Source organism: Hydrogenophaga sp., assembly GCF_026125785.1.
Taxonomy (GTDB): Bacteria; Pseudomonadota; Gammaproteobacteria; order Burkholderiales; family Burkholderiaceae_C; genus Hydrogenophaga.
Map to the genome: position 1 here is coordinate 240,505 of NZ_JAHCKL010000002.1, position 18,015 is coordinate 258,519.

General features: G+C 65.8%; 17 protein-coding genes and 1 tRNA gene. 12 read left to right on the forward strand and 6 right to left on the reverse strand.

The genetic code is table 11. The features are described from left to right. Window position 1: 1 nt before the first annotated feature. The 6 genes from fdx to KIT53_RS03410 all read left to right on the forward strand — a co-directional run bounded on the left by fdx (window position 2) and on the right by KIT53_RS03410 (window position 4,224). A complete protein-coding gene (gene fdx, locus KIT53_RS03385; protein WP_297747641.1) occupies window positions 2-340 on the forward strand; it encodes an ISC system 2Fe-2S type ferredoxin in 339 nt (112 codons plus the stop codon). A 58-nt stretch (window positions 341-398) separates the two neighbouring features. Further along, window positions 399-1,106: a DNA polymerase III subunit epsilon gene (gene dnaQ / locus KIT53_RS03390; protein WP_297747644.1), complete on the forward strand. Its 708-nt coding sequence runs from the start codon at window positions 399-401 to the stop codon at window positions 1,104-1,106. A 58-nt stretch (window positions 1,107-1,164) separates the two neighbouring features. Further along, window positions 1,165-1,239, forward strand: a tRNA-Val gene (locus tag KIT53_RS03395). A gap of 93 nt (window positions 1,240-1,332) precedes the next feature. Then, entirely contained in the window at window positions 1,333-2,541 is a 1,209-nt protein-coding gene (locus KIT53_RS03400) for an HD domain-containing phosphohydrolase (protein WP_297747647.1), read from the forward strand. 33 nt (window positions 2,542-2,574) lie between these two features. Next, window positions 2,575-2,943, forward strand: coding sequence for a translation initiation factor Sui1 (locus KIT53_RS03405; RefSeq protein ID WP_297747649.1), 369 nt, complete (start codon window positions 2,575-2,577; stop codon window positions 2,941-2,943). Between the two features lie 123 nt (window positions 2,944-3,066). Next, window positions 3,067-4,224, forward strand: a complete 1,158-nt coding sequence (locus KIT53_RS03410) for an MFS transporter (RefSeq protein ID WP_297747652.1) — start codon at window positions 3,067-3,069, stop codon at window positions 4,222-4,224. 1 nt (window position 4,225) lies between these two features. Here the strand turns inward: KIT53_RS03410 and KIT53_RS03415 are convergent, their stop codons facing one another. From KIT53_RS03415 to mfd, 3 genes are read right to left on the reverse strand one after another with little or no spacing between them, the layout of a single operon-like run. Further along, a complete protein-coding gene (locus KIT53_RS03415) occupies window positions 4,226-4,777 on the reverse strand; it encodes a redoxin domain-containing protein (protein WP_297747656.1) in 552 nt (183 codons plus the stop codon). Between the two features lie 14 nt (window positions 4,778-4,791). Beyond that, window positions 4,792-5,529 carry a phosphoserine phosphatase SerB gene (serB, locus tag KIT53_RS03420; protein ID WP_297747659.1) on the reverse strand — a complete coding sequence of 246 codons (738 nt, stop codon included), beginning with the start codon at window positions 5,527-5,529 and terminating at the stop codon, window positions 4,792-4,794. Further along, the gene (gene mfd / locus KIT53_RS03425; RefSeq protein ID WP_297747662.1) at window positions 5,526-9,011 is read right to left on the reverse strand and encodes a transcription-repair coupling factor; all 3,486 of its coding nucleotides are present in this window, start codon (window positions 9,009-9,011) and stop codon (window positions 5,526-5,528) included. The genes serB and mfd overlap by 4 nt, the downstream gene beginning before the upstream one ends. Before the next feature lie 136 nt (window positions 9,012-9,147). Between mfd and ispD the strand changes: the two genes are divergently transcribed. Both ispD and ispF read left to right on the forward strand, forming a co-directional pair. After that, entirely contained in the window at window positions 9,148-9,879 is a 732-nt protein-coding gene (gene ispD, locus KIT53_RS03430) for a 2-C-methyl-D-erythritol 4-phosphate cytidylyltransferase (protein ID WP_297747665.1), read from the forward strand. Further along, entirely contained in the window at window positions 9,876-10,379 is a 504-nt protein-coding gene (gene ispF, locus KIT53_RS03435; RefSeq protein WP_297747668.1) for a 2-C-methyl-D-erythritol 2,4-cyclodiphosphate synthase, read from the forward strand. The genes ispD and ispF overlap by 4 nt, the downstream gene beginning before the upstream one ends. An 88-nt stretch (window positions 10,380-10,467) precedes the next feature. Here ispF and KIT53_RS03440 read toward each other — a convergent pair whose 3' ends face one another. Next, window positions 10,468-11,874, reverse strand: a complete 1,407-nt coding sequence (locus KIT53_RS03440) for an ATP-binding protein (RefSeq protein WP_297747671.1) — start codon at window positions 11,872-11,874, stop codon at window positions 10,468-10,470. Further along, window positions 11,874-12,605, reverse strand: coding sequence for a two-component system response regulator OmpR (gene ompR, locus KIT53_RS03445; RefSeq protein ID WP_297747674.1), 732 nt, complete (start codon window positions 12,603-12,605; stop codon window positions 11,874-11,876). The genes KIT53_RS03440 and ompR overlap by 1 nt, the downstream gene beginning before the upstream one ends. Window positions 12,606-12,774: 169 nt before the next feature. Here ompR and KIT53_RS03450 point away from each other — a divergent pair, with 169 nt between their 5' ends. After that, a complete protein-coding gene (locus tag KIT53_RS03450; protein WP_297747677.1) occupies window positions 12,775-13,071 on the forward strand; it encodes a hypothetical protein in 297 nt (98 codons plus the stop codon). A 98-nt stretch (window positions 13,072-13,169) separates the two neighbouring features. Beyond that, on the forward strand, window positions 13,170-13,832 hold the full coding sequence (locus KIT53_RS03455) for an SIMPL domain-containing protein (protein ID WP_297747983.1): 663 nt from the start codon (window positions 13,170-13,172) through the stop codon (window positions 13,830-13,832). Between the two features lie 19 nt (window positions 13,833-13,851). On the opposite strand, the gene KIT53_RS03460 is transcribed toward KIT53_RS03455, so the two are convergent. Then, the gene (locus KIT53_RS03460) at window positions 13,852-14,622 is read right to left on the reverse strand and encodes a 3-hydroxybutyrate dehydrogenase (RefSeq protein ID WP_297747679.1); all 771 of its coding nucleotides are present in this window, start codon (window positions 14,620-14,622) and stop codon (window positions 13,852-13,854) included. 82 nt (window positions 14,623-14,704) lie between these two features. Between KIT53_RS03460 and KIT53_RS03465 the strand changes: the two genes are divergently transcribed. Both KIT53_RS03465 and KIT53_RS03470 read left to right on the forward strand, forming a co-directional pair. Then, window positions 14,705-15,625 carry an alpha/beta hydrolase gene (locus KIT53_RS03465; RefSeq protein WP_297747682.1) on the forward strand — a complete coding sequence of 307 codons (921 nt, stop codon included), beginning with the start codon at window positions 14,705-14,707 and terminating at the stop codon, window positions 15,623-15,625. Window positions 15,626-15,706: 81 nt separating this feature from the next. Continuing rightward, entirely contained in the window at window positions 15,707-17,977 is a 2,271-nt protein-coding gene (locus KIT53_RS03470) for a bifunctional (p)ppGpp synthetase/guanosine-3',5'-bis(diphosphate) 3'-pyrophosphohydrolase (RefSeq protein ID WP_297747986.1), read from the forward strand. Window positions 17,978-18,015 lie beyond the last annotated feature (38 nt).

The following is an 18,015-nucleotide window of genomic DNA, read 5'->3' on the forward strand; positions in this document are numbered from 1 at the left end:
CATGCCCACGATCAAGATCCTGCCCCATCCCGAATACTGCCCACAGGGCGCGAGCATCAGCGCGCCGGCAGGGACCTCCATCTGCGAGGCCTTGCTGGACAACGGTATCCGCATAGAGCATGCCTGCGACATGAGCTGCGCCTGCACCACCTGCCACGTGGTCGTGCGCGAGGGCTTCAACAGCCTGAACGAACTCGACGAGAACGAGGAAGATCTGCTGGACCGTGCCTGGGGGCTGGAACCGAATTCGCGCCTGTCCTGCCAGGCCATCGTCGCGCAGCAGGACCTGACGGTGGAGATTCCTAAGTACTCGATCAACCACGCGAAGGAAAACCACTGATGTCCGGCTTTCACCACGCGCACCGGCCGCTCCGCACGGCGGCCCGACGGAGCGTCTGATGCGACAGATCGTCCTGGATACCGAAACCACCGGTCTGTCGGCGGAGAACGGCGACCGCATCATCGAGATCGGCTGCGTGGAACTGCTTAACCGCAAGCTGACCGGCAACAACCTGCACTTCTACATCAACCCTGAGCGAGACAGCCATGAAGACGCGCTCAAGGTGCACGGCATCAGCAACGAGTTCCTGCGCGACAAACCGAAGTTTGCGGAGATAGCCGGCGCGCTGATCGACTACCTGCGCGATGCGGAGGTCATCATCCACAACGCACCCTTCGACATCGGCTTCCTCAACAAGGAACTGCAGTTGCTGGGCATGCCTGCGATCACCACCATCATCGGGCAGGTGACCGACAGCCTGGTGATGGCCAAGGAGATGTTCCCGGGCAAGCGCAACGGTCTGGACGCGCTCTGCGACCGATTGGGCGTGGACAACTCGGGCCGCACATTGCACGGCGCGTTGCTAGACGCCGAGTTGCTCGCCGACGTCTACATCAACATGACGCGCGGGCAGGACGCCCTGCTGATCGACCTGGGTGACGCACCGGGCGAAGACGGCGTCAGCGAGCAGATCGATCTCAGCCGTTTCGATTTGCCGGTGCTCCAGGCCAATGAACAGGAGGCCCAGGCGCATGAAGCGCTGCTGGCCGATCTGGACAAGGCCAGCAAGGGCAAGACCGTGTGGCGTCTCCAGCAATCCGCCTGAGAGGGCGGCCAAAATATGGCTATAATCTGAGGCTTCCGAGAAATCGGCCAGATTGCTCGGGCGGTTAGCTCAGTGGTAGAGCACTGCCTTCACACGGCAGGGGTCGCAGGTTCGAACCCTGCACCGCCCACCAGAACCCGGAAAGCCAGCAAGTTGCAGAACTTGCGGGCTTTTCTGCTTCTTATCGGTGGATTCCAGATGGAGCGAAGGCCTTAGATTTGGCCGAATGTACAAGCCATTGCCCCTGGAGGTCATTGCCCTGAACCAGCCGGTTCCCGTCAACGTATGGGATACCAAGGGCATGCTGCTTTTGCGCAAGGGGGAGCCGATCACCTCCGAGCAGCACCGTGGACATCTGATGCTGCATGGACCCATGGTGCGCGAAAGCGACTGGCAGGCCTGGTCCTACAGCTACACCGCCGAACTGGATCGGCGGGTGCGCAGCAACGAATCGCTCAGCCGCATCGCCGGGGTGACCCACATGGTGTCGGTGCGCGCCGCTGCAGCCAACGAGGACGCAGCGGGGCCCGCGCAGGCCTGGCCCGATCTGCATGCCGGTCTTTGCAGCCTGCTCTACCAGGGCGCGGACGCAGGCGACCAGTTTCTCGACCGGCTGAGCCGCCTCATGCAACGTTCGCAGGCTTTGTGGCGCAGCCACCCCGATGAAAGCCTGCTGGTGCTGGTGCAGCTTCTGTTCGACACACGTGTGGGCTACAGCGCCAGTCACGCCCTGCTGTCGGCGGGCTTGTGCTCGCTGGTGGCGCCTTCAGCGGGACTGGCGTCGGAGGTGCAACAGTCGCTCTTCGGTGCGGCGTTGTGCATGAACATCGGCATGACCCGCGCGCACGATGCGATGGCGCGCCAGGCCGGTGATTTGTCGGCCGCGCAGCGCCAGACCGTGGCGGAACATCCCCTCGCAGGTGCCGCCTTGCTGCGCGAGCTTGGCGTGCAAGACCCGCTGTGGCTGCAATTGGTCGAAGAACACCATGAACGTTCCGATGGCTCAGGCTACCCTCAGGGCAAGCCGGTGTCGTTGCCGGCGCAACGCCTGCTGCAGATGGCCGACAGCTACGTGGCTTGCCTGAGTCCGCGCCAGGGCCGCGGTGGCCTGGTCGCGCAGCAGGCCGCACGTGAGCTCTACCTCGGCCCCAACCAGCAGCCCGATCCGCTGGGCGCCTTGTTCGTCAAGCATGTCGGCCTCTACCCGCCGGGCAGTTTCGTCCGCCTGGCCAGCGGGGAGATGGGCGTGGTGGCGCGGCGCGGCAGCAAGGCCAATGCGCCACTGGTGTTCGCCCTCGTAGGTCGCCACGGTCTGCCCTTGGGGGAGCCTGCCCTGCGTGACACGCAGGATGCCGCGCACGAGGTGCGCGCCGGCCTGCCGCCTGGGGAGGTGAAGGTGGTGGTCAATGTGCGCCGCCTGCTCGACAGGCTCTGATAGACCCATGGGCAGCGGCTACCATGCCGGGCCATGAAACACAAACACCCTGGTTCTGGTGGCCTGGTCTATTCCACGGAGACCGGTCGCACGTGTCCGGTCTGCCGGCAAGCTGTTGGCGCCTGCCAGTGCCGCAAGGCTCCTTCCTCCGTCCCTCTGGGGGATGGCCGGGTCCGCGTCTCGCGCGAATCGCAGGGCCGCGGCGGCAAGGTGGTGACCGTGGTGCGCGGTCTTGCCCTGGATGCCGATGCGCTGCTTGCGCTGGGGCGCCAGCTCAAGGCCGCCTGTGGCACCGGCGGTACGGTGAAGGACGGCGCGGTCGAGGTCCAGGGTGACCATGTCGAACGGGTGATGGTGGTGCTTGCCGGCCTGGGCCACCAGGTCAAGCGCTCAGGCGGCTGAAACAGGCTGGCAGGCCCGCGCCCGGCAGGGGCATCGGGTTTGGGCTAGCATTGGTTGGTCCATTTCAGAATTTATACGTCCGGTGGGTCCGGGAGCCTGGGAGCGGAGCGTCTGTTACCCCGTTTGATACAACTGCTGGTGGCCCAGATGCTGGTGCACACCTGCATGGCTGGCGTGCGCCTGGTGGTGCCGCTGATCGCGTTGCAGGCTGGCCATACCAAGATGGCCATTGGCCTGGTCATTGGGCAGTTCGCTTTCTCGCAGGTGGTTTTCTCCTTGCCGTCGGGCCGGTATGCCGACGCCCATGGCATTCGCCATCCCATGATGGCCGCTGTCTGTCTGGGAACGGGGGGCGCCTTGCTGGCGGCCGCATTTCCGCTGTACCCGGTGTTGTGGGTCTGTGCATTCGCCACCGGCTCGGCCACCATGCTGTCCATGGTGCCTCTGCAGCAGCGTGCAGGCCGCCTGGCCCGTGACGCGGCGCAAGTCAAGTACGTCTACAGCTGGATGACGGCGGGCCCGGCATTGGCCAATGCCTTGGGGCCGCTGCTGGCGGGGTTGCTCATTGACAGCGTGGGCTATCGCCCGGCGTTCGCGGCCTTGTCGGTGCTGCCCATGGTGTCCTGGCTGGTGGTGCGCAGGCTGGCGGCGGAGCCCCATGTCCCGGTGCCTCGGCCGCCATCGGCAACGCCACAGCGACCGCTGGACCTGTTGCTCGCGCCTGCCGTGCGGCGACTGCTGCTGGTCAACTGGATGATCGTCACCTGCTGGGAGGTGCACTCCTTCGTGGTGCCCATGCTGGGCCACGAACGTGGCATCAGCGCTTCGGCCATCGGCGGCATCCTGGGCGGGTTTGCCTTTGCGGCGGCGGCCGCGCGTTTCGCGCTGCCGCTGGTCACGCGCCATGTGCGTGACCATGGGGTGGTGACCGGCTTGCTGGTGGTGGTGGTGCTGGTCTGCGCGTGCTACCCGTTCCTGCACTCGCTGTGGGCGATGGCGGTGGCCTCGGTGCTGCTGGGCATGGCGCTGGGGTGCGGCATGCCCATGATCATGGCGTTGATGATGGAGATCACTCCGCCGCATCGCCACGGAGAGGCGTTGGGCCTTCGTCTGGCGGTGATGAATGGGTCGAATGCGCTGGTGCCACCGGTGCTGGGCACCATCAGTGCCGTGATCGGCGTGGCGTCGCTGTTCTGGCTGGCTGGCGCTGGCAGCGCTCTGGTCACGCGCACCGCGTGGCGACTGGGGCGGGCGCCGGGGCAGCCGCCCACACGGGTCTGAGTCAGAACAGCCGCGCCCACCACAGGCGCAGGCGCATGCCGATCTCGCTGGTGTAACCCGCCGTTGGCGTTCGCAGATGGCCTTTGGCGTCCACCACCACGAAGGCCGGCACCGCCTTGAAACCCAGCGCACTGGCGATCTGGCCGCGTGGATCGATGGCCGTATCCCACCGCAGTTGCCGTGTGGCCAGAACGCGGGCTACGGCATCCTCGCTGCCGGACTGCATGGCCACGGTCAGCACAGGCCAGTCTCGCGCCAGGCGGGAGACGCTGTGTTCTTCTGCCTTGCAAATGGGGCACCACTCCGCCCAGACATGCAGCGCCACCGGCTGGCCTGGATGCCGCTCGCGCCACTGCGCGAGCGTCGTGGTGGTGCGGCTGCCGTCGGCCTGCAGCAAAGTGAAGCCGAAGTCCGGCGCTGCGCCGCCGGGCACGTCGCGCGTCTGCCAGGCTTGCACGCCCAGGACCACCGCCAGCAGCATGGTCACCGTCAGCAGATGGCTGCGCCAGCGGTGGCGCATCGACTGCACCAGGGTCTTCAACCGTAGGCTCATGGATAGCCGGGCATTCAGCGGACGAAGACTTCCAGCAGGCGATCCAGTCCGCCTTCATGGATCGCGACCATGGCCTGTGCCCGTACGGCGGGCTTGGCGTGGTACGCCACCGACAGACCTGCCGCTCCCATCATCAAGAGGTCGTTGGCGCCATCCCCCATGGCGATGCACTGTGCCGGTTCTATCCCCAGCAGGGAGGCGACGTCCAGCATCGTGCGGCGCTTCTCCGCGCCATCGCAGATGTCTCCCCAGGACTGGTCGACCAGCCGCCCCGTGAGCTGCCCGCAATTCGGTCCGCTTTCCACCTCCAGCACGTTGGCGCGCGTGAAGTCCAGACCCAGGCGGGCACGCAGGCGTTCGCTGAAGAAGGTGAAGCCACCTGAGACCAGCAGCACCTTGAGGCCAGCGGCCTTGCACGCCGTGATCAGTTCGACCGCCCCTGGGTTGATGCGCAGGCGTTCGGTATAGACCTGCTCCATGTCGGCGACGGTGACGCCGCGCAAAAGCGCCACGCGCTGGCGAAGGCTTTCCTTGTAGTCGGCGATTTCACCGCGCATGGCGGCTTCCGTGATGGCGGCGACTTCAGCCTTCTTGCCCACCGCATCGGCGATCTCGTCCACGCACTCGATGCTGATGAGCGTGGAGTCCATGTCGAAGGCAATGAGCTTGAAATCCGCGAGCTTCAACGGCGGCGTGAAACCGCGGACGGTGAGGCCGGGGGCGAAATCGATCGGTGCGTTGGCTGGGGTCATGCAGGTTCGGATTGTTTGAGGGGCTGGCCGAGGGCGCGCAGCACGTCGCGCACCATCTGCACGCGGTCCTTTACCTCGGGCAGGGAACGCTCGATGCGCAGCTTCTGATTGCCGGCCAGTTTGATGTGCCGGTTCTTCTGGATGAGTTCGACGATGCGCATGGGGTCGAAAGGCGGGTTCGGCTGGAAGCTGATCTGTATCACCCCGGGGGCTGCGTCGACCTTGGTCACGCCATAGGGGGCGCTGATGCAGCGCAGGCGATGGACGTCGATGAGCGTCTGGGCCTGGAGCGGCAGCTTGCCGAAGCGGTCCACGATCTCTTCCAGCAGCGCATCCACCTGGTCGTTGTTCTTGGCGGTGGCGAGCTTCTTGTAGAACGACAGGCGCAGGTGCACGTCGCCACAGTAGTCGTTGGGCAGCAGGGCAGGGGCGTGCAGATTGATGTCCGTGGTTGCCGACAGCGGCGAGAGCAGGTCGGGCTCGCGTCCAGCCTTGAGCGACCGGACCGCCTCGGCCAGCATCTCGTTGTACAACTGGAAGCCAACCTCCAGCATGTTGCCGCTCTGGTTCTCGCCCAGCACTTCGCCAGCGCCACGGATCTCCAGGTCGTGCATCGCCAGATAGAAGCCGCTGCCCAGTTCTTCCATCTGCTGGATGGCGTCCAGCCGCTGCGCGGCCTGCTTGGTCAGGCCTTCGATCTCGGGGACCATCAGGTACGCATACGCCTGGTGGTGGCTGCGGCCCACACGGCCGCGCAACTGGTGCAACTGCGCCAGGCCGAACTTGTCCGCGCGGCTGATCACGATGGTGTTGGCCGTGGGCACGTCGATGCCGGTCTCGATGATGGTGGAACACAACAGCACATTGAAGCGCTGGGCGACAAAGTCGCGCATCACCCGTTCGAGCTCGCGCTCGGGCATCTGCCCGTGCGCAATGGCGATGCGGGCCTCGGGCAGGATCTCCTCCAGCTTCTGGCGCCGGTTCTCGATGGTCTCGACCTCGTTGTGCAGGAAGTAGACCTGGCCGCCGCGCTTGAGCTCGCGCAGCACAGCCTCGCGGATCACGCCGTTGCCTTCGTTGCGCACGAAGGTCTTGATGGCCAGGCGGCGCTGCGGCGCGGTGGCGATCACCGACAGGTCGCGCAGACCTTCCAGCGCCATGCCCAGCGTCCGCGGAATGGGCGTGGCCGTGAGCGTGAGCACATCGACTTCCGCGCGCAGAGCCTTCATGGCTTCCTTGTGGCGCACACCGAACCGGTGCTCCTCGTCGATGATGAGCAGGCCGAGGTCCTTGAACTTCACGCTCTCGGAAAGCAGTTTGTGCGTGCCGACGACGATGTCCACCGAACCATCGGCCAGGCCCTTGGCGGCCGCCGTGATTTCCTTGGCGGAGCGGAAACGGCTCATCTCCGCCACCTTGACGGGCCACTTCGAGAAGCGGTCGGACAAGGTCTGGAAATGCTGCTCCGCCAGCAGCGTGGTGGGTGCAAGAAAGGCCACCTGTCGCCCCCCGGTGACCGCCACGAAAGCTGCACGCAGCGCAACCTCGGTCTTGCCGAAACCCACGTCGCCGCAGACCAGGCGGTCCATCGGGCGCGGGCTGATCATGTCTTGTATCACCGCATGGATGGCGGCCCGCTGGTCGGCGGTCTCCTCGAAGCCGAAGTCGTTGGCGAAGACCTCGTAGTCCTGCGCCGAGTAGCGGAAGGCGTGGCCTTGGCGGGCCGCGCGGCGGGCATAGATATTGAGCAACTCGGCGGCCGCGTCGCGCACCTGTTCGGCAGCTTTGCGCCGGGCTTTTTCCCACTGACCGCTGCCCAGCTTGTGCAGCGGTGCCTCGTCGGCGCTCACACCGGTGTAGCGCCCGATGAGCTGGAGCTGGCTGACCGGCACGTAGAGGACGGCCTTGTCGGCGTACTCCAGGTGCAGAAACTCCTGCAACGCTGGCGAGCCGTCTGGGTTCTTCTCGCCCATGTCCATGTGGACCAGGCCCCGGTAGCGGCCGATCCCGTGCGCGTTGTGCACCACCGGGTCGCCGACGTTGAGTTCGGAGAGGTCCTTGATCAGCGCATCAACATCGCTGACCTGTTCCTGCTTGCGCCGCCGCCGTGTGGTCGGTCCGGCGGCGAACAGCTCGGTTTCGGTGACAAAGTCGATGCCTGCTTCAAGCCAGGCGAAGCCGTTGGCCAGCGCTGCGGTGGCGATGCCGGTTTTCTCGTCGCGGTGAGACTGGAAGTCGGCCAGCGAATCGAAGGCGGGCGGGTTCAGGCCGCTGGCGCGCAGGAAGTCGAGCAGGCTTTCACGCCTGCCCTCGCTTTCGGCCAGCAGCAGCACGCGGTGGGGCGTGCGGCGGATGTGGTCCTGCAGGCGCGCGAGCGGGTCCTCGGCACCACGCACCACGGAGAGGTCTTCCAGCTTCTGCACGAAACTGTCGTGCGCCTGGGCCTGTTGCACCGGACGCAGGACGAACTGCGCATGGCGATTGGCCAGGGCGTGAAACTGCTCGGCCTGCAGGAACAGCGTTTCCGGCGGCAGCACCGGGCGCTCCGGGTCTCCTCGCAGGAGGCGGTGGCGGTCCTGCGTGTCCTGCCAGAAACGCTGAAAGGCGGGCTCGAGCTCCCCGTGCAGCACCACGGTGGCGTCTCCACCGAGGTAGTCGAACACCGTGGCCGTGTCCTCGAAGAAGAGGGGCAGGTAGTACTCGATGCCCGCGGTGGCCACGCCATTGCCCATGTCCTTGTAGATACGGCTCTTGGTCGGGTCGCCCTCGAGCAACTCGCGCCAGCGGCTGCGAAAGCGTGCACGCGCCGCATCGTCCATGGGGAACTCCCGCCCGGGGAGCAACTGCACCTCGTTGACGGGATAGAGGCTGCGCTGGCTGTCGGGGTCGAAGGTGCGGATGCTGTCGATCTCGTCGTCGAACAGGTCCACCCGGTACGGAACCAGGCTGCCCATGGGAAAGAGATCGATCAGGCCGCCCCGCACGGCATATTCGCCCGGGCTCACGACCTGTGTCACATGCTGGTAGCCCGCCAGGGTGAGCTGGGCCTTGAGGCGTGCCTCGTCCAGCTTCTGCCGGACCTTGAAGTGAAACGTGTAGCCCGCGAGAAAGGCCGGTGGTGCCAGGCGGTAGAGCGCGGTGGTGGCGGGCACCAGGACCAGATCCGCACCGCCGTCCTTGTCGCGCTGGGAGATGCGCCACAGCGTGGCCAGGCGCTCGCTGATGAGGTCCTGGTGGGGGGAGAACGTGTCGTAGGGCAGCGTCTCCCAATCGGGAAACAGGGCGCAGCGCAGGTCCGGTGCGAAGAAAGCGATTTCCTCGATCAGTCGTTGCGCGTCGTTGGCGTCTGCCGTGACGATGGCTGTGAGCCGGCCAACGGCCTTCTCGCGGCTGGCCAGTTCGGCCAGCAGCAGCGCGTCGGCCGTCACACCAGGGTGGGGCAGCGTGTGGCGTTTGCCAGGGGACAGGTGAGGCAAGTCCATGAAGACAGGCGTAGGTGAGGCGTTGGATGGACTTGGGGGAGCGGGGCGCCGCAGTGGCCGAGGCCTCAGCGAACACGAACACCCCCGGCCTGAAGAGGCAGGGGGTGAGGGCACTGATTTTAGAATGCGCTCACCCATGCCCGACCTCCGCCCCGGATTGCCCACTTCATCCACCACCGCGCGCTGCCATGCGCTGTTGCCTTGCGCGGGTACTGGCTCCCGGGCGGGAACCCCGCTGCCCAAGCAGTACCAAGCGCTGGCTGGGCGCCCCATGGTCATGCACACGCTGGCGGCACTGCGGGGCGTCGCTCGCATCGACCGCTGCCTGGTGGTGACCGCTCCGGATGACGGCTTCTGGGCCACGCAGGCTGTGCCGCCTGGGGTGACCGTCGCGCCTTGTGGCGGCGACAGCCGCGCGCAAAGTGTCTTCAACGGCTTGCAGGCCCTGCGGGAGCAAGGCGCACAGCCGCTCGACTGGGTGCTGGTGCACGACGCAGCGCGCTGCCTGGTCACCCCATCGCAGGTCGAGGCGCTGATGGACGCATGCGAGAACGATGCCGTGGGCGGCTTGCTGGCCTTGCCCTTGCCCGACACTCTCAAGGCCGAGGTCGGGGGGCGGGTTGCCGCGACGGTGGACCGCTCGGGCAAATGGCTCGCGCAGACGCCCCAGATGTTCCGCCTCGGTGCGCTGTCGGACGCCATGGCGCACGCCGCTCGCGCAGGCTTTGACGGCGTGACCGATGAGGCCAGCGCAATGGAAATGGCGGGTTTCAAACCGCTGCTGGTGCGCGGCAGCGCGCAGAACTTCAAGATCACTTACCCGGAAGACTTCGCCTTGGCGGAAGCCGTCCTCAGGAGCCGCTCATGACTTCGACCGACACCGCACCGCGGCCGCCTTTTCGCATTGGCGAAGGCTGGGACGTGCACGCCCTGGTGACGGGGCGCCCGCTGATCCTCGGCGGCGTGAACATTCCACACACGCACGGCCTGCTGGGCCACTCCGACGCGGATGCGCTGCTGCACGCCGTCACCGACGCCTTGCTGGGCGCTGCGGCGCTGGGCGACATCGGCCGCCATTTCCCCGATACCGACGAACGCTTCCGTGGTGCCGACTCCCGCGTGTTGCTCGCCGAGGCGGCGCGGCGCGTGCGCGAGACCGGCTACGAGATTGGCAACCTGGACGCCACCGTGATCGCCCAGGCACCCAAGCTCGCGCCACACATCGATGCCATGCGCGCCAGCATCGCCGGCGTACTCGGTATCGCCATCTCGCAGGTCAATGTGAAGGCGAAGACCGCCGAGAAGATGGGGCCGGTGGGAGAAGGCCGCAGCATCGAGGCGCGCGCGGCGGCGCTGCTGTATCGCTGAGGGGCTGCTGCCCGGCCTCAGGCCGTCACCGGCAGAACCGGGCCGGAGATGAAGTCACCCCGGGCCAGAGGCCCATGAGGGCGCGCGTTCAAGCGGGCGCCTTGACCAGCTTCATGTGCGCGGCCAGGCCACCGGTACTGCTGTTGGCCAGTGCGAAACGCCCACCCATGCGGGTGATGGCGCGTTCCACGATGGCCAGGCCAAGCCCGGTGCCCGTGGCCGAACTGCGCGAGACATCGCCACGGTAGAACGGCTGCGTGAGCTGTTCGAGCTGTCCCGCATCCACCCCCTGCCCATGGTCGCGGAGCTTGACCAGCACGAAGTCGTCCTTGGCCTTGGCAGCGATCTCCACCCGCATCACGCCGGTACGCGGGTCTCGTCCGTAGCGGGAAGCGTTTTCGAGCAGGTTGGAGAACACGCGCTGCAGCTCCACGGCGTCTCCCATCACGGCGGTTTGTGGCGGGATGTTGGTGGTCACCACATGGCTGGGGTCCTGGCCCAGGGAGAAGATGGCCGCATCGATCACCTGATTGAGGCTGACGCGTTCGGGCGCTATGTGGTCGGGCCGCGCGTAGTCGAGGAATTTGTCGATGATGGCGTTGACCTGCTCGATGTCGGCCGACATGTGCTCTCGCGCCTGCGGGTCGTCCACGCTCATCTCGGTCTCAAGACGCAGCCGCGCCAGCGGCGTGCGCAGATCGTGCGAGATGCCCGCGAGCATCAGGGCCCGATCCTGTTCGATCTTGCTCAACCGCTGCGCCATGCGGTTGAAGCCGATGTTCACCTCGCGGATCTCGCTGGTGGCCACGGCCTCGTTGAGCTGACTGGCGTTGAAGTCACCCTCGCGCACTCGGCTGGCGGCAAAGGAGAGTTTCTTCAGCGGCCGGTTGATCAGACGTGCAATCAGAGCCGCGCCGGTGAGAGAGAGCAGGGCGGCGGTGCCCAGCCAGATCAGCCAGGTGGTACCCGCCACCGGGCCGATGCGAGAGGGGTCGGTCAGCAGCCAATAGGGATCGTCGTCGATGGTGAACCCGATCCACAGTCCTGGCGTGCCATTCACCTCACGCGCCACCAGCGTGTCCGGCCCCAGGCGGCTGCTGAGCTGCTGCGACACATTGCGACTGAGTGCGTCGATGTTGTAGAGCCGGAAGGTGTCGGAGGGCTCGCGCGGCGCAATGCGCAGGCCTTCTTCGTTGGCCAGCGTCTTGATGAGCGACACGCGCGCGATAGCGTCCGAGTGCACCAGCGCAGCGCGGCTGAGGTTCACCAGCGAGGCCAACTGGTTGGCGCTCTGCAGCGCACGCGGCTCGTACTCCAGCGCCCGGAACGTCTGCAGCCAGGCCACGATGCAGCCGATCAGCAGCAGGGTGAGAAAGAAGAACGTGCGCCAGAAGAGGCTCACGCCCCGGCTGGGGCGCAGTTCCAGCGGCGCGGGAGCGGTCTCCAGCGCGGCGGGTTCGGTCTCGAACGGAACGCGTGACTCGTCAGCGGCCATCAGGCATTGCCATCCGGCACGAAGACGTAGCCCACGCCCCAGACGGTCTGCAGATAGCGCGGCGAGGCAGCGTCTTCTTCAATCAGCTTGCGCAGGCGGGAGACCTGCACGTCCAGGCTGCGATCGAACGGTTCGAATTCGCGACCGCGCGCCAGTTGGGCCAGTTTCTCGCGAGAGAGCGGCTGACGCGGGTGTCGCACCAGGGCCTTGAGCATGGCGAACTCGCCGGTGGTCAGCGGCAGATCCGCGCCATCCTTGCGCAGGGTGCGCAGGCTGAGGTCGAACTCGAACGGGCCGAACTTCACCACCTCCTGGTCCTGAGAAGGGGCGCCCGGAACCTCGGTGGGCGGGCGTCGGCGCAGCACCGCGTGGATGCGGGCGAGCAGTTCGCGTGGATTGAAAGGCTTGCCCAGGTAATCGTCGGCACCGACCTCCAGGCCCACGATCCGGTCCACGTCTTCGCTCTTGGCGGTGAGCATGATGATGGGTGTGCGGTCGCCATTGGCGCGCAGACGGCGGCAGATCGACAGGCCATCTTCGCCGGGCATCATGAGGTCGAGGACGATCAGGTCCACCGAGTCGCGCTGCAGCACGCGGTTCAATGCCTTGCCATCTTCGGCCAGCATGACCTCGAAGCCTTCTTGCATCAGGTAGCGGCGCAGCAGGTCTCGGATGCGGACGTCGTCGTCGACGACCAGGATCTTGTTGGGACGGACACTGTTCTGTGGCATGAGAGCAACTCTCCAAATATGTAACAAACACGATTTTGGCAGCGCCAAGTGCTTGTCAGCCCTCAAATTTTGGTTTCCTGACAGGCTGTTACAGATTTTGCCCGCACTGGCATCCACTTCATGCGGGGCACATCACACAATCGGTCGGGTGTTCATACTTGAGCGAACCATGAAATCCTATCTGACGAGCGTTTGCCTGCTCTCGGTGGTCAGCCCTCTGATGGCCGGGCCGGAAGGTCAGCGCGTGCATCCGCTGCCCTCCGATGTCCCCGCCACCGTGCTGCCCATCTCGGTGGGCGATGCGGGTGAGGCGCGCGGACCCATGCGCTTGCGCGATGCACTGCGTCAGCCTTTCGATGACATGGATGAAAGCAGCAAGCCCTACCGCCTCTCTGTGGAGGAGCGTCAGCGGCTGCGTGAACAGCTGCGCGAGCAGCCCACTTCTGAACTTCGACTCAAGCCATGACCCTGAACGCGACCCGTCTGCCCCAAGCGTCCTCTCGTTTTTCCCCGTCTTTCTTTTCCCGTCGCAGTCTTTCCGCCGTGCTGGCCCTGGGCCTGTTCATGGCGGCGCCCGCCATGGCCCAGACACTCCCCGTTCCAGCCAATGTGGTGAATATTGCCGCCAGCGGCTTCATGGAAGTCCCTCAGGACTGGCTCAGCATGAGCTTGAGCACCACGCGTGAAGCGTCTGATGCCGTGACGGTGCAAAACCAACTCAAGCAGGCGCTCGATGCCGCATTGACCGTGGCTCGCGCAGCCGCCAAGCCGCAGGCGCTTGAGGTGCGCACAGGACAGTTCAGTCTGCATCCGCGCTACGGCAAGGACGGCAAGATGACCGGCTGGCAGGGCAGCACCGAACTGGTGCTCGAAGGCCGTGACTTCGCCCTGATCAGCGGCACGGCGGGCAAGATCCAGACGCTCACCATGGCCAACATGGGGTTCTCGCTCTCGCGAGAAGCGCGGCAGAAGCTGGAATCGGATGTGCAGGCCCAGGCCATCCAGCGTTTCAAGGCCCGTGCGGACGAAGTGGCCAAGGGCTTCGGCTTCTCGGGCTACACGCTGCGCGAAGTGTCGGTGAGTTCGGCCGACCAGGACGTGCGTCCCTACCAGCCGCGCATGATGGCCATGGAGGCCAAGGCGGCGATGTCCGACGCCGCCGTGCCGGTGGAAGCTGGCAAGTCGACGGTGAATATCACCGTCTCTGGCTCCATCCAGCTGAAGTGACCCGCGGCCCGAGGCCGCGTCATTGCGCGGCCCAGCCGCCGTCCATGTTCCAGGCCACCCCACGCACGTTGTCCGCTGCCTTGGAGCAGAAAAACACGGCGAGTTCGCCCAGTTCCTCGGGCGTGGTGAACTGCATGGAGGGCTCTTTTTCTCCCAGCAGCTGACGCGTGGCTTCTTCGTTGGACAGACCCTGGGCTTGCGCCTTGGCGTCCACCTGTTTCTGCACGAGTGGCGTGAGCACCCAGCCCGGGCAGATGGCATTGCAGGTGACACCCGTGGTGGCGTTCTCCAAGGCCGTGACCTTGGTCAGGCCCAGGATGCCGTGCTTGGCTGCGACATAGGCGGACTTTTCGGCAGAGCCGACCAGGCCATGCACAGAGGCCACGTTGATGATGCGGCCCCAATTCGACTTCAGCATCGCCGGCAGGGCCAGGCGGCTGGTCAGAAAGGCGCTGGTCAGGTTGATGGAGATGATGGCATCCCAGCGTTCGACGGGAAACTTCTCGACGCGCGCCACGTGCTGGATACCGGCGTTGTTGACCAGGATATCGACTTGGCCAAAGGTCTCGGCAGCGAAGGCCATCATGGACTCGATCTCTGCCGGCTTGCTCATGTCGGCGCCATGGTAGGCCACCTTGGCGCCCAGAGCGGTGATCTCCGCCTTGGGGCCCTCGACGTCGCCAAAGCCGTTCAGCACGATGTTGGCGCCCTGTCGCGCCAGGGCCTTGGCAATGCCCAGTCCGATGCCGCTGGTGGAGCCGGTGACGAGGGCGGTCTTGTTCGCAAGCATGGGGTACTCCAGTTCCATTACGATTGGTTGAACGCGATTGTTGAAAGCATTATCACGGAGGCCTGTGGCCCCACTGCGACCCATGCAAGAACCATCCCTGCAATACATTCCTGTCGGTGGCCCGGCTGCGCGCGGCGGTGCTCCCCGACGCATGGCGTACTGGGACTGGGCGCCTGCCATTGGCCGGGCGCGGCATGTCGTGGTGTGCGTGCACGGCCTGTCCCGGCAGGGCCGTGATTTTGATGTGCTGGCCCGCGCGCTGAGTCCGCAGGCACGCGTTCTCGCGGTGGACGTCGCCGGACGTGGCCACAGTGACTGGCTCGCCGATCCCATGGCGTACCAGGTGGGAACCTACGTGGCCGATCTTGCCGCGCTGCTCATGCAACTGCGGGCGCAAGACCCGGAGGTGGTGATCGATTGGGTGGGGACCAGCATGGGGGGGCTGATCGGCATGGCGCTGGCGGCACAGCCCGCGCTGGCGCCGCGAAAGCTGGTGCTCAACGATGTGGGGCCGGTGATCCGGTGGGAGGCCTTGCAGCGCATTGCGAGCTACCTGGGGCGCAACCCCTCCTTCGGCAGTGAGCAGGAAGCTGTCGACTACCTCGCCTCCATCTCCACCGGGTTTGGTCCGCACACACCTGAGCAATGGCGCGCACTCTCGCTTCCGCTGCTGCGAGAGCGCGAGGGCCGCTGGTGGTTGCACTACGACCCGGCGCTGGCCGTTCCGGTCAAGGCGCTGACGGAGGCTCCCGACCAGGAAATGGCCCGCACAACGGTGCGCGAGGGCGAAGCCACACTCTGGGGCCTGTACGACGCCATCACGGCGCCCACGCTGGTTCTGCGAGGTGCGCAGTCCGACCTCTTCAGCGAGGAGACCGCAGTGGAGATGACCCGTCGCGGTCCGCACGCCCGTTGCGTGGTCTTCGAAGGTGTGGGGCATGCGCCCACCCTGGTGGCGCCTGACCAGGTCGCCGCCGTGAAGGCCTTTCTCCTGGATGCCTGAGCGCGGGACCCCTTCAGCGAATGCCCGGCCATGAAGCGGTCTTCTCTTTCTGTTGAGCCCGACGCGCAGGACGTGCGCGTGATGCCACCGGCGTCATCGGCCATCGTCGCGGCCACGTCCGACAGCCTGCCCAGACAGGCGCAGGCCCTGGCACGAGCTCGGGCTTTTGCCGAGCCGCTGCTGGCCAGCGAACGCCTGGATACGGGTGAGAACATCCTGGCGCATGCCGATGCGGTGGCCGGTGTTCTGCACGACATCGGTGGTTCTGAAGCCATGCAGGCAGCCGCGTATCTGGTGTACGCCTGCCAGCACCTGAACCGCCCGCAGGAGGTGATCGCCAAAGCCTTTGGCGACAACTTTGCCGCGCTGGCGGTGGAGACCACCAAGCTGGTCCAGCTTCAGCGCGCGGCGCGCCTCAAGCATGCCGAGGTGCAGGCCAAGAAAGAAGAGGAGCGTCAGGCAGCGCAAGAGCAGGACTTGCCGATGGTGGCGCCGGGCAAGACGGTGGTGTCGGAGCTGGCGGCCAGCCAGACCGAGAACGTGCGCAAGATGCTGCTGGCTTTCTCGCGCGACCTCCGTGTGGTCATGCTCCGGCTGGCCTCGCGTCTGCAGACCTTGCGCTACTTTGCCGCCTGCAAGGGTGATCCTGGCGAGGCGCTGGCCAGCGAATCGCTGCATGTCTTCGCACCCCTGGCCAACCGGTTGGGCATCTGGCAGATCAAATGGGAAATGGAGGATCTGGCGTTCCGTTTCCTCGAACCCCAGACCTACAAGGAAGTGGCGCGGCTGCTGGACGAAAAACGTGCCGAGCGCGAGGCCCACGTGGAGCAGGTGCGCCAGCGTCTGGAAGTCGAGCTCAATGAGCTTGGCGTGAAGGCGTCGGTGCAAGGTCGGCCCAAGCATATCTACAGCATCGTCAAAAAAATGCGGGGCAAGTCACTCGATTTCGAGCAGGTCTTCGACATCCGCGCCTTGCGCGTGATCGTGCCGGAGGTGGCCGACTGCTACACCGCGCTGGCCCATGTGCACGCCCGTTTTTCGCCCTTGGCCGATGAGTTCGACGACTACATAGCCAAGCCCAAGCCCAACGGTTACCAGTCCCTGCACACGGTGGTGCGCGACGAGCAGGGCAAGGCGTTCGAGATTCAGATCCGCACCCAGGCCATGCACGACCACGCCGAGCACGGCGTTGCAGCGCACTGGGCCTACAAGGAAGCCGGTGTCAAAGGCTATGCGGGTGTCTCGGCCAGTTCCGAGTACGACGCCAAGATCGCGGTATTGCGGCAACTGCTGGCCTGGGAGCGAGACCTCAGCGGGACCGCCCAGGGGCTGTTTGACGATCGCATCTACGTGCTCACGCCCGACGCGGCCATCGTGGAATTGCCCCAGGGGGCGACGGCGGTGGACTTCGCCTACAGCGTGCACACCGACCTGGGGCATCGCTGCCGGGGTGCGCGTGTCGATGGGGCAATGGTCACCCTCAATACACCCCTGCAGAACGGCCAGACGGTGGAAATCACCGCTGCGAAGGAAGGCGGGCCTTCGCGAGACTGGCTCAACGCCGAACTGGGTTACCTGGTCAGTCACCGTGCCAAAAGCAAGGTGCGCGCCTGGTTCAATGCCCAGGCCATGCAGGAAACCGTGGCCCGCGGCCGGGAGGCGGTGGAAAAACTGCTGCAGCGCGAGGGCAAGACATCGCTCAAGCTGGATGACCTCGCCATCGCGCTGGGCCTGTCCTCGGCGCAGGAGATGTTTGAGCAGGTGGGCAAGGATGAGCTGTCGTTGCGCGCCATCGAGTCCCATCTGCGTCCGCCGCTGCCCGAACCGGAGTTGCCTGCTGAAGGCCCGGTGTGGTTGAAGAAGCCGCGCAAGAACGCCACATCGTCCAGTGCGGGCGTTCTCGTGGTCGGGGTGGACTCGCTCATGACCCAGCTCGCCAAGTGCTGCAAGCCTGCGCCGCCAGACGAGATCGGTGGTTTCGTGACCCGCGGAAAGGGTGTGAGCATCCACCGTGCGGACTGCACCGATTTCGCTCATCTCCAGCGAAAGAACCCCGACCGGGTGATCGAAGTGCAGTGGGGTGGCGGCCAGTCCTCGGCTGGGCGCGACTCGCCCGCGACCTTCTACCCCGTCGATGTGGCGATCGAGGCCGTCGACCGGCAGGGCCTGCTGCGCGACATCTCGGATGTCTTTGCGCGCGAGAAAATGAATGTGATCGGCGTGCAGACCCAGTCGGTCAAGGGCATCGCCTGGATGACGTTCACCATTGAGGTGCCCGATGCCCGTCAGGTGGCGCGTGCCATGGCGGTGGTGGGTGATGTGCCCGGTGTGCGTGTCGTACGTCGCAAATGAGGCGCTTCCTCCGGCCGAGGTGGGGCGGAACACTGCTA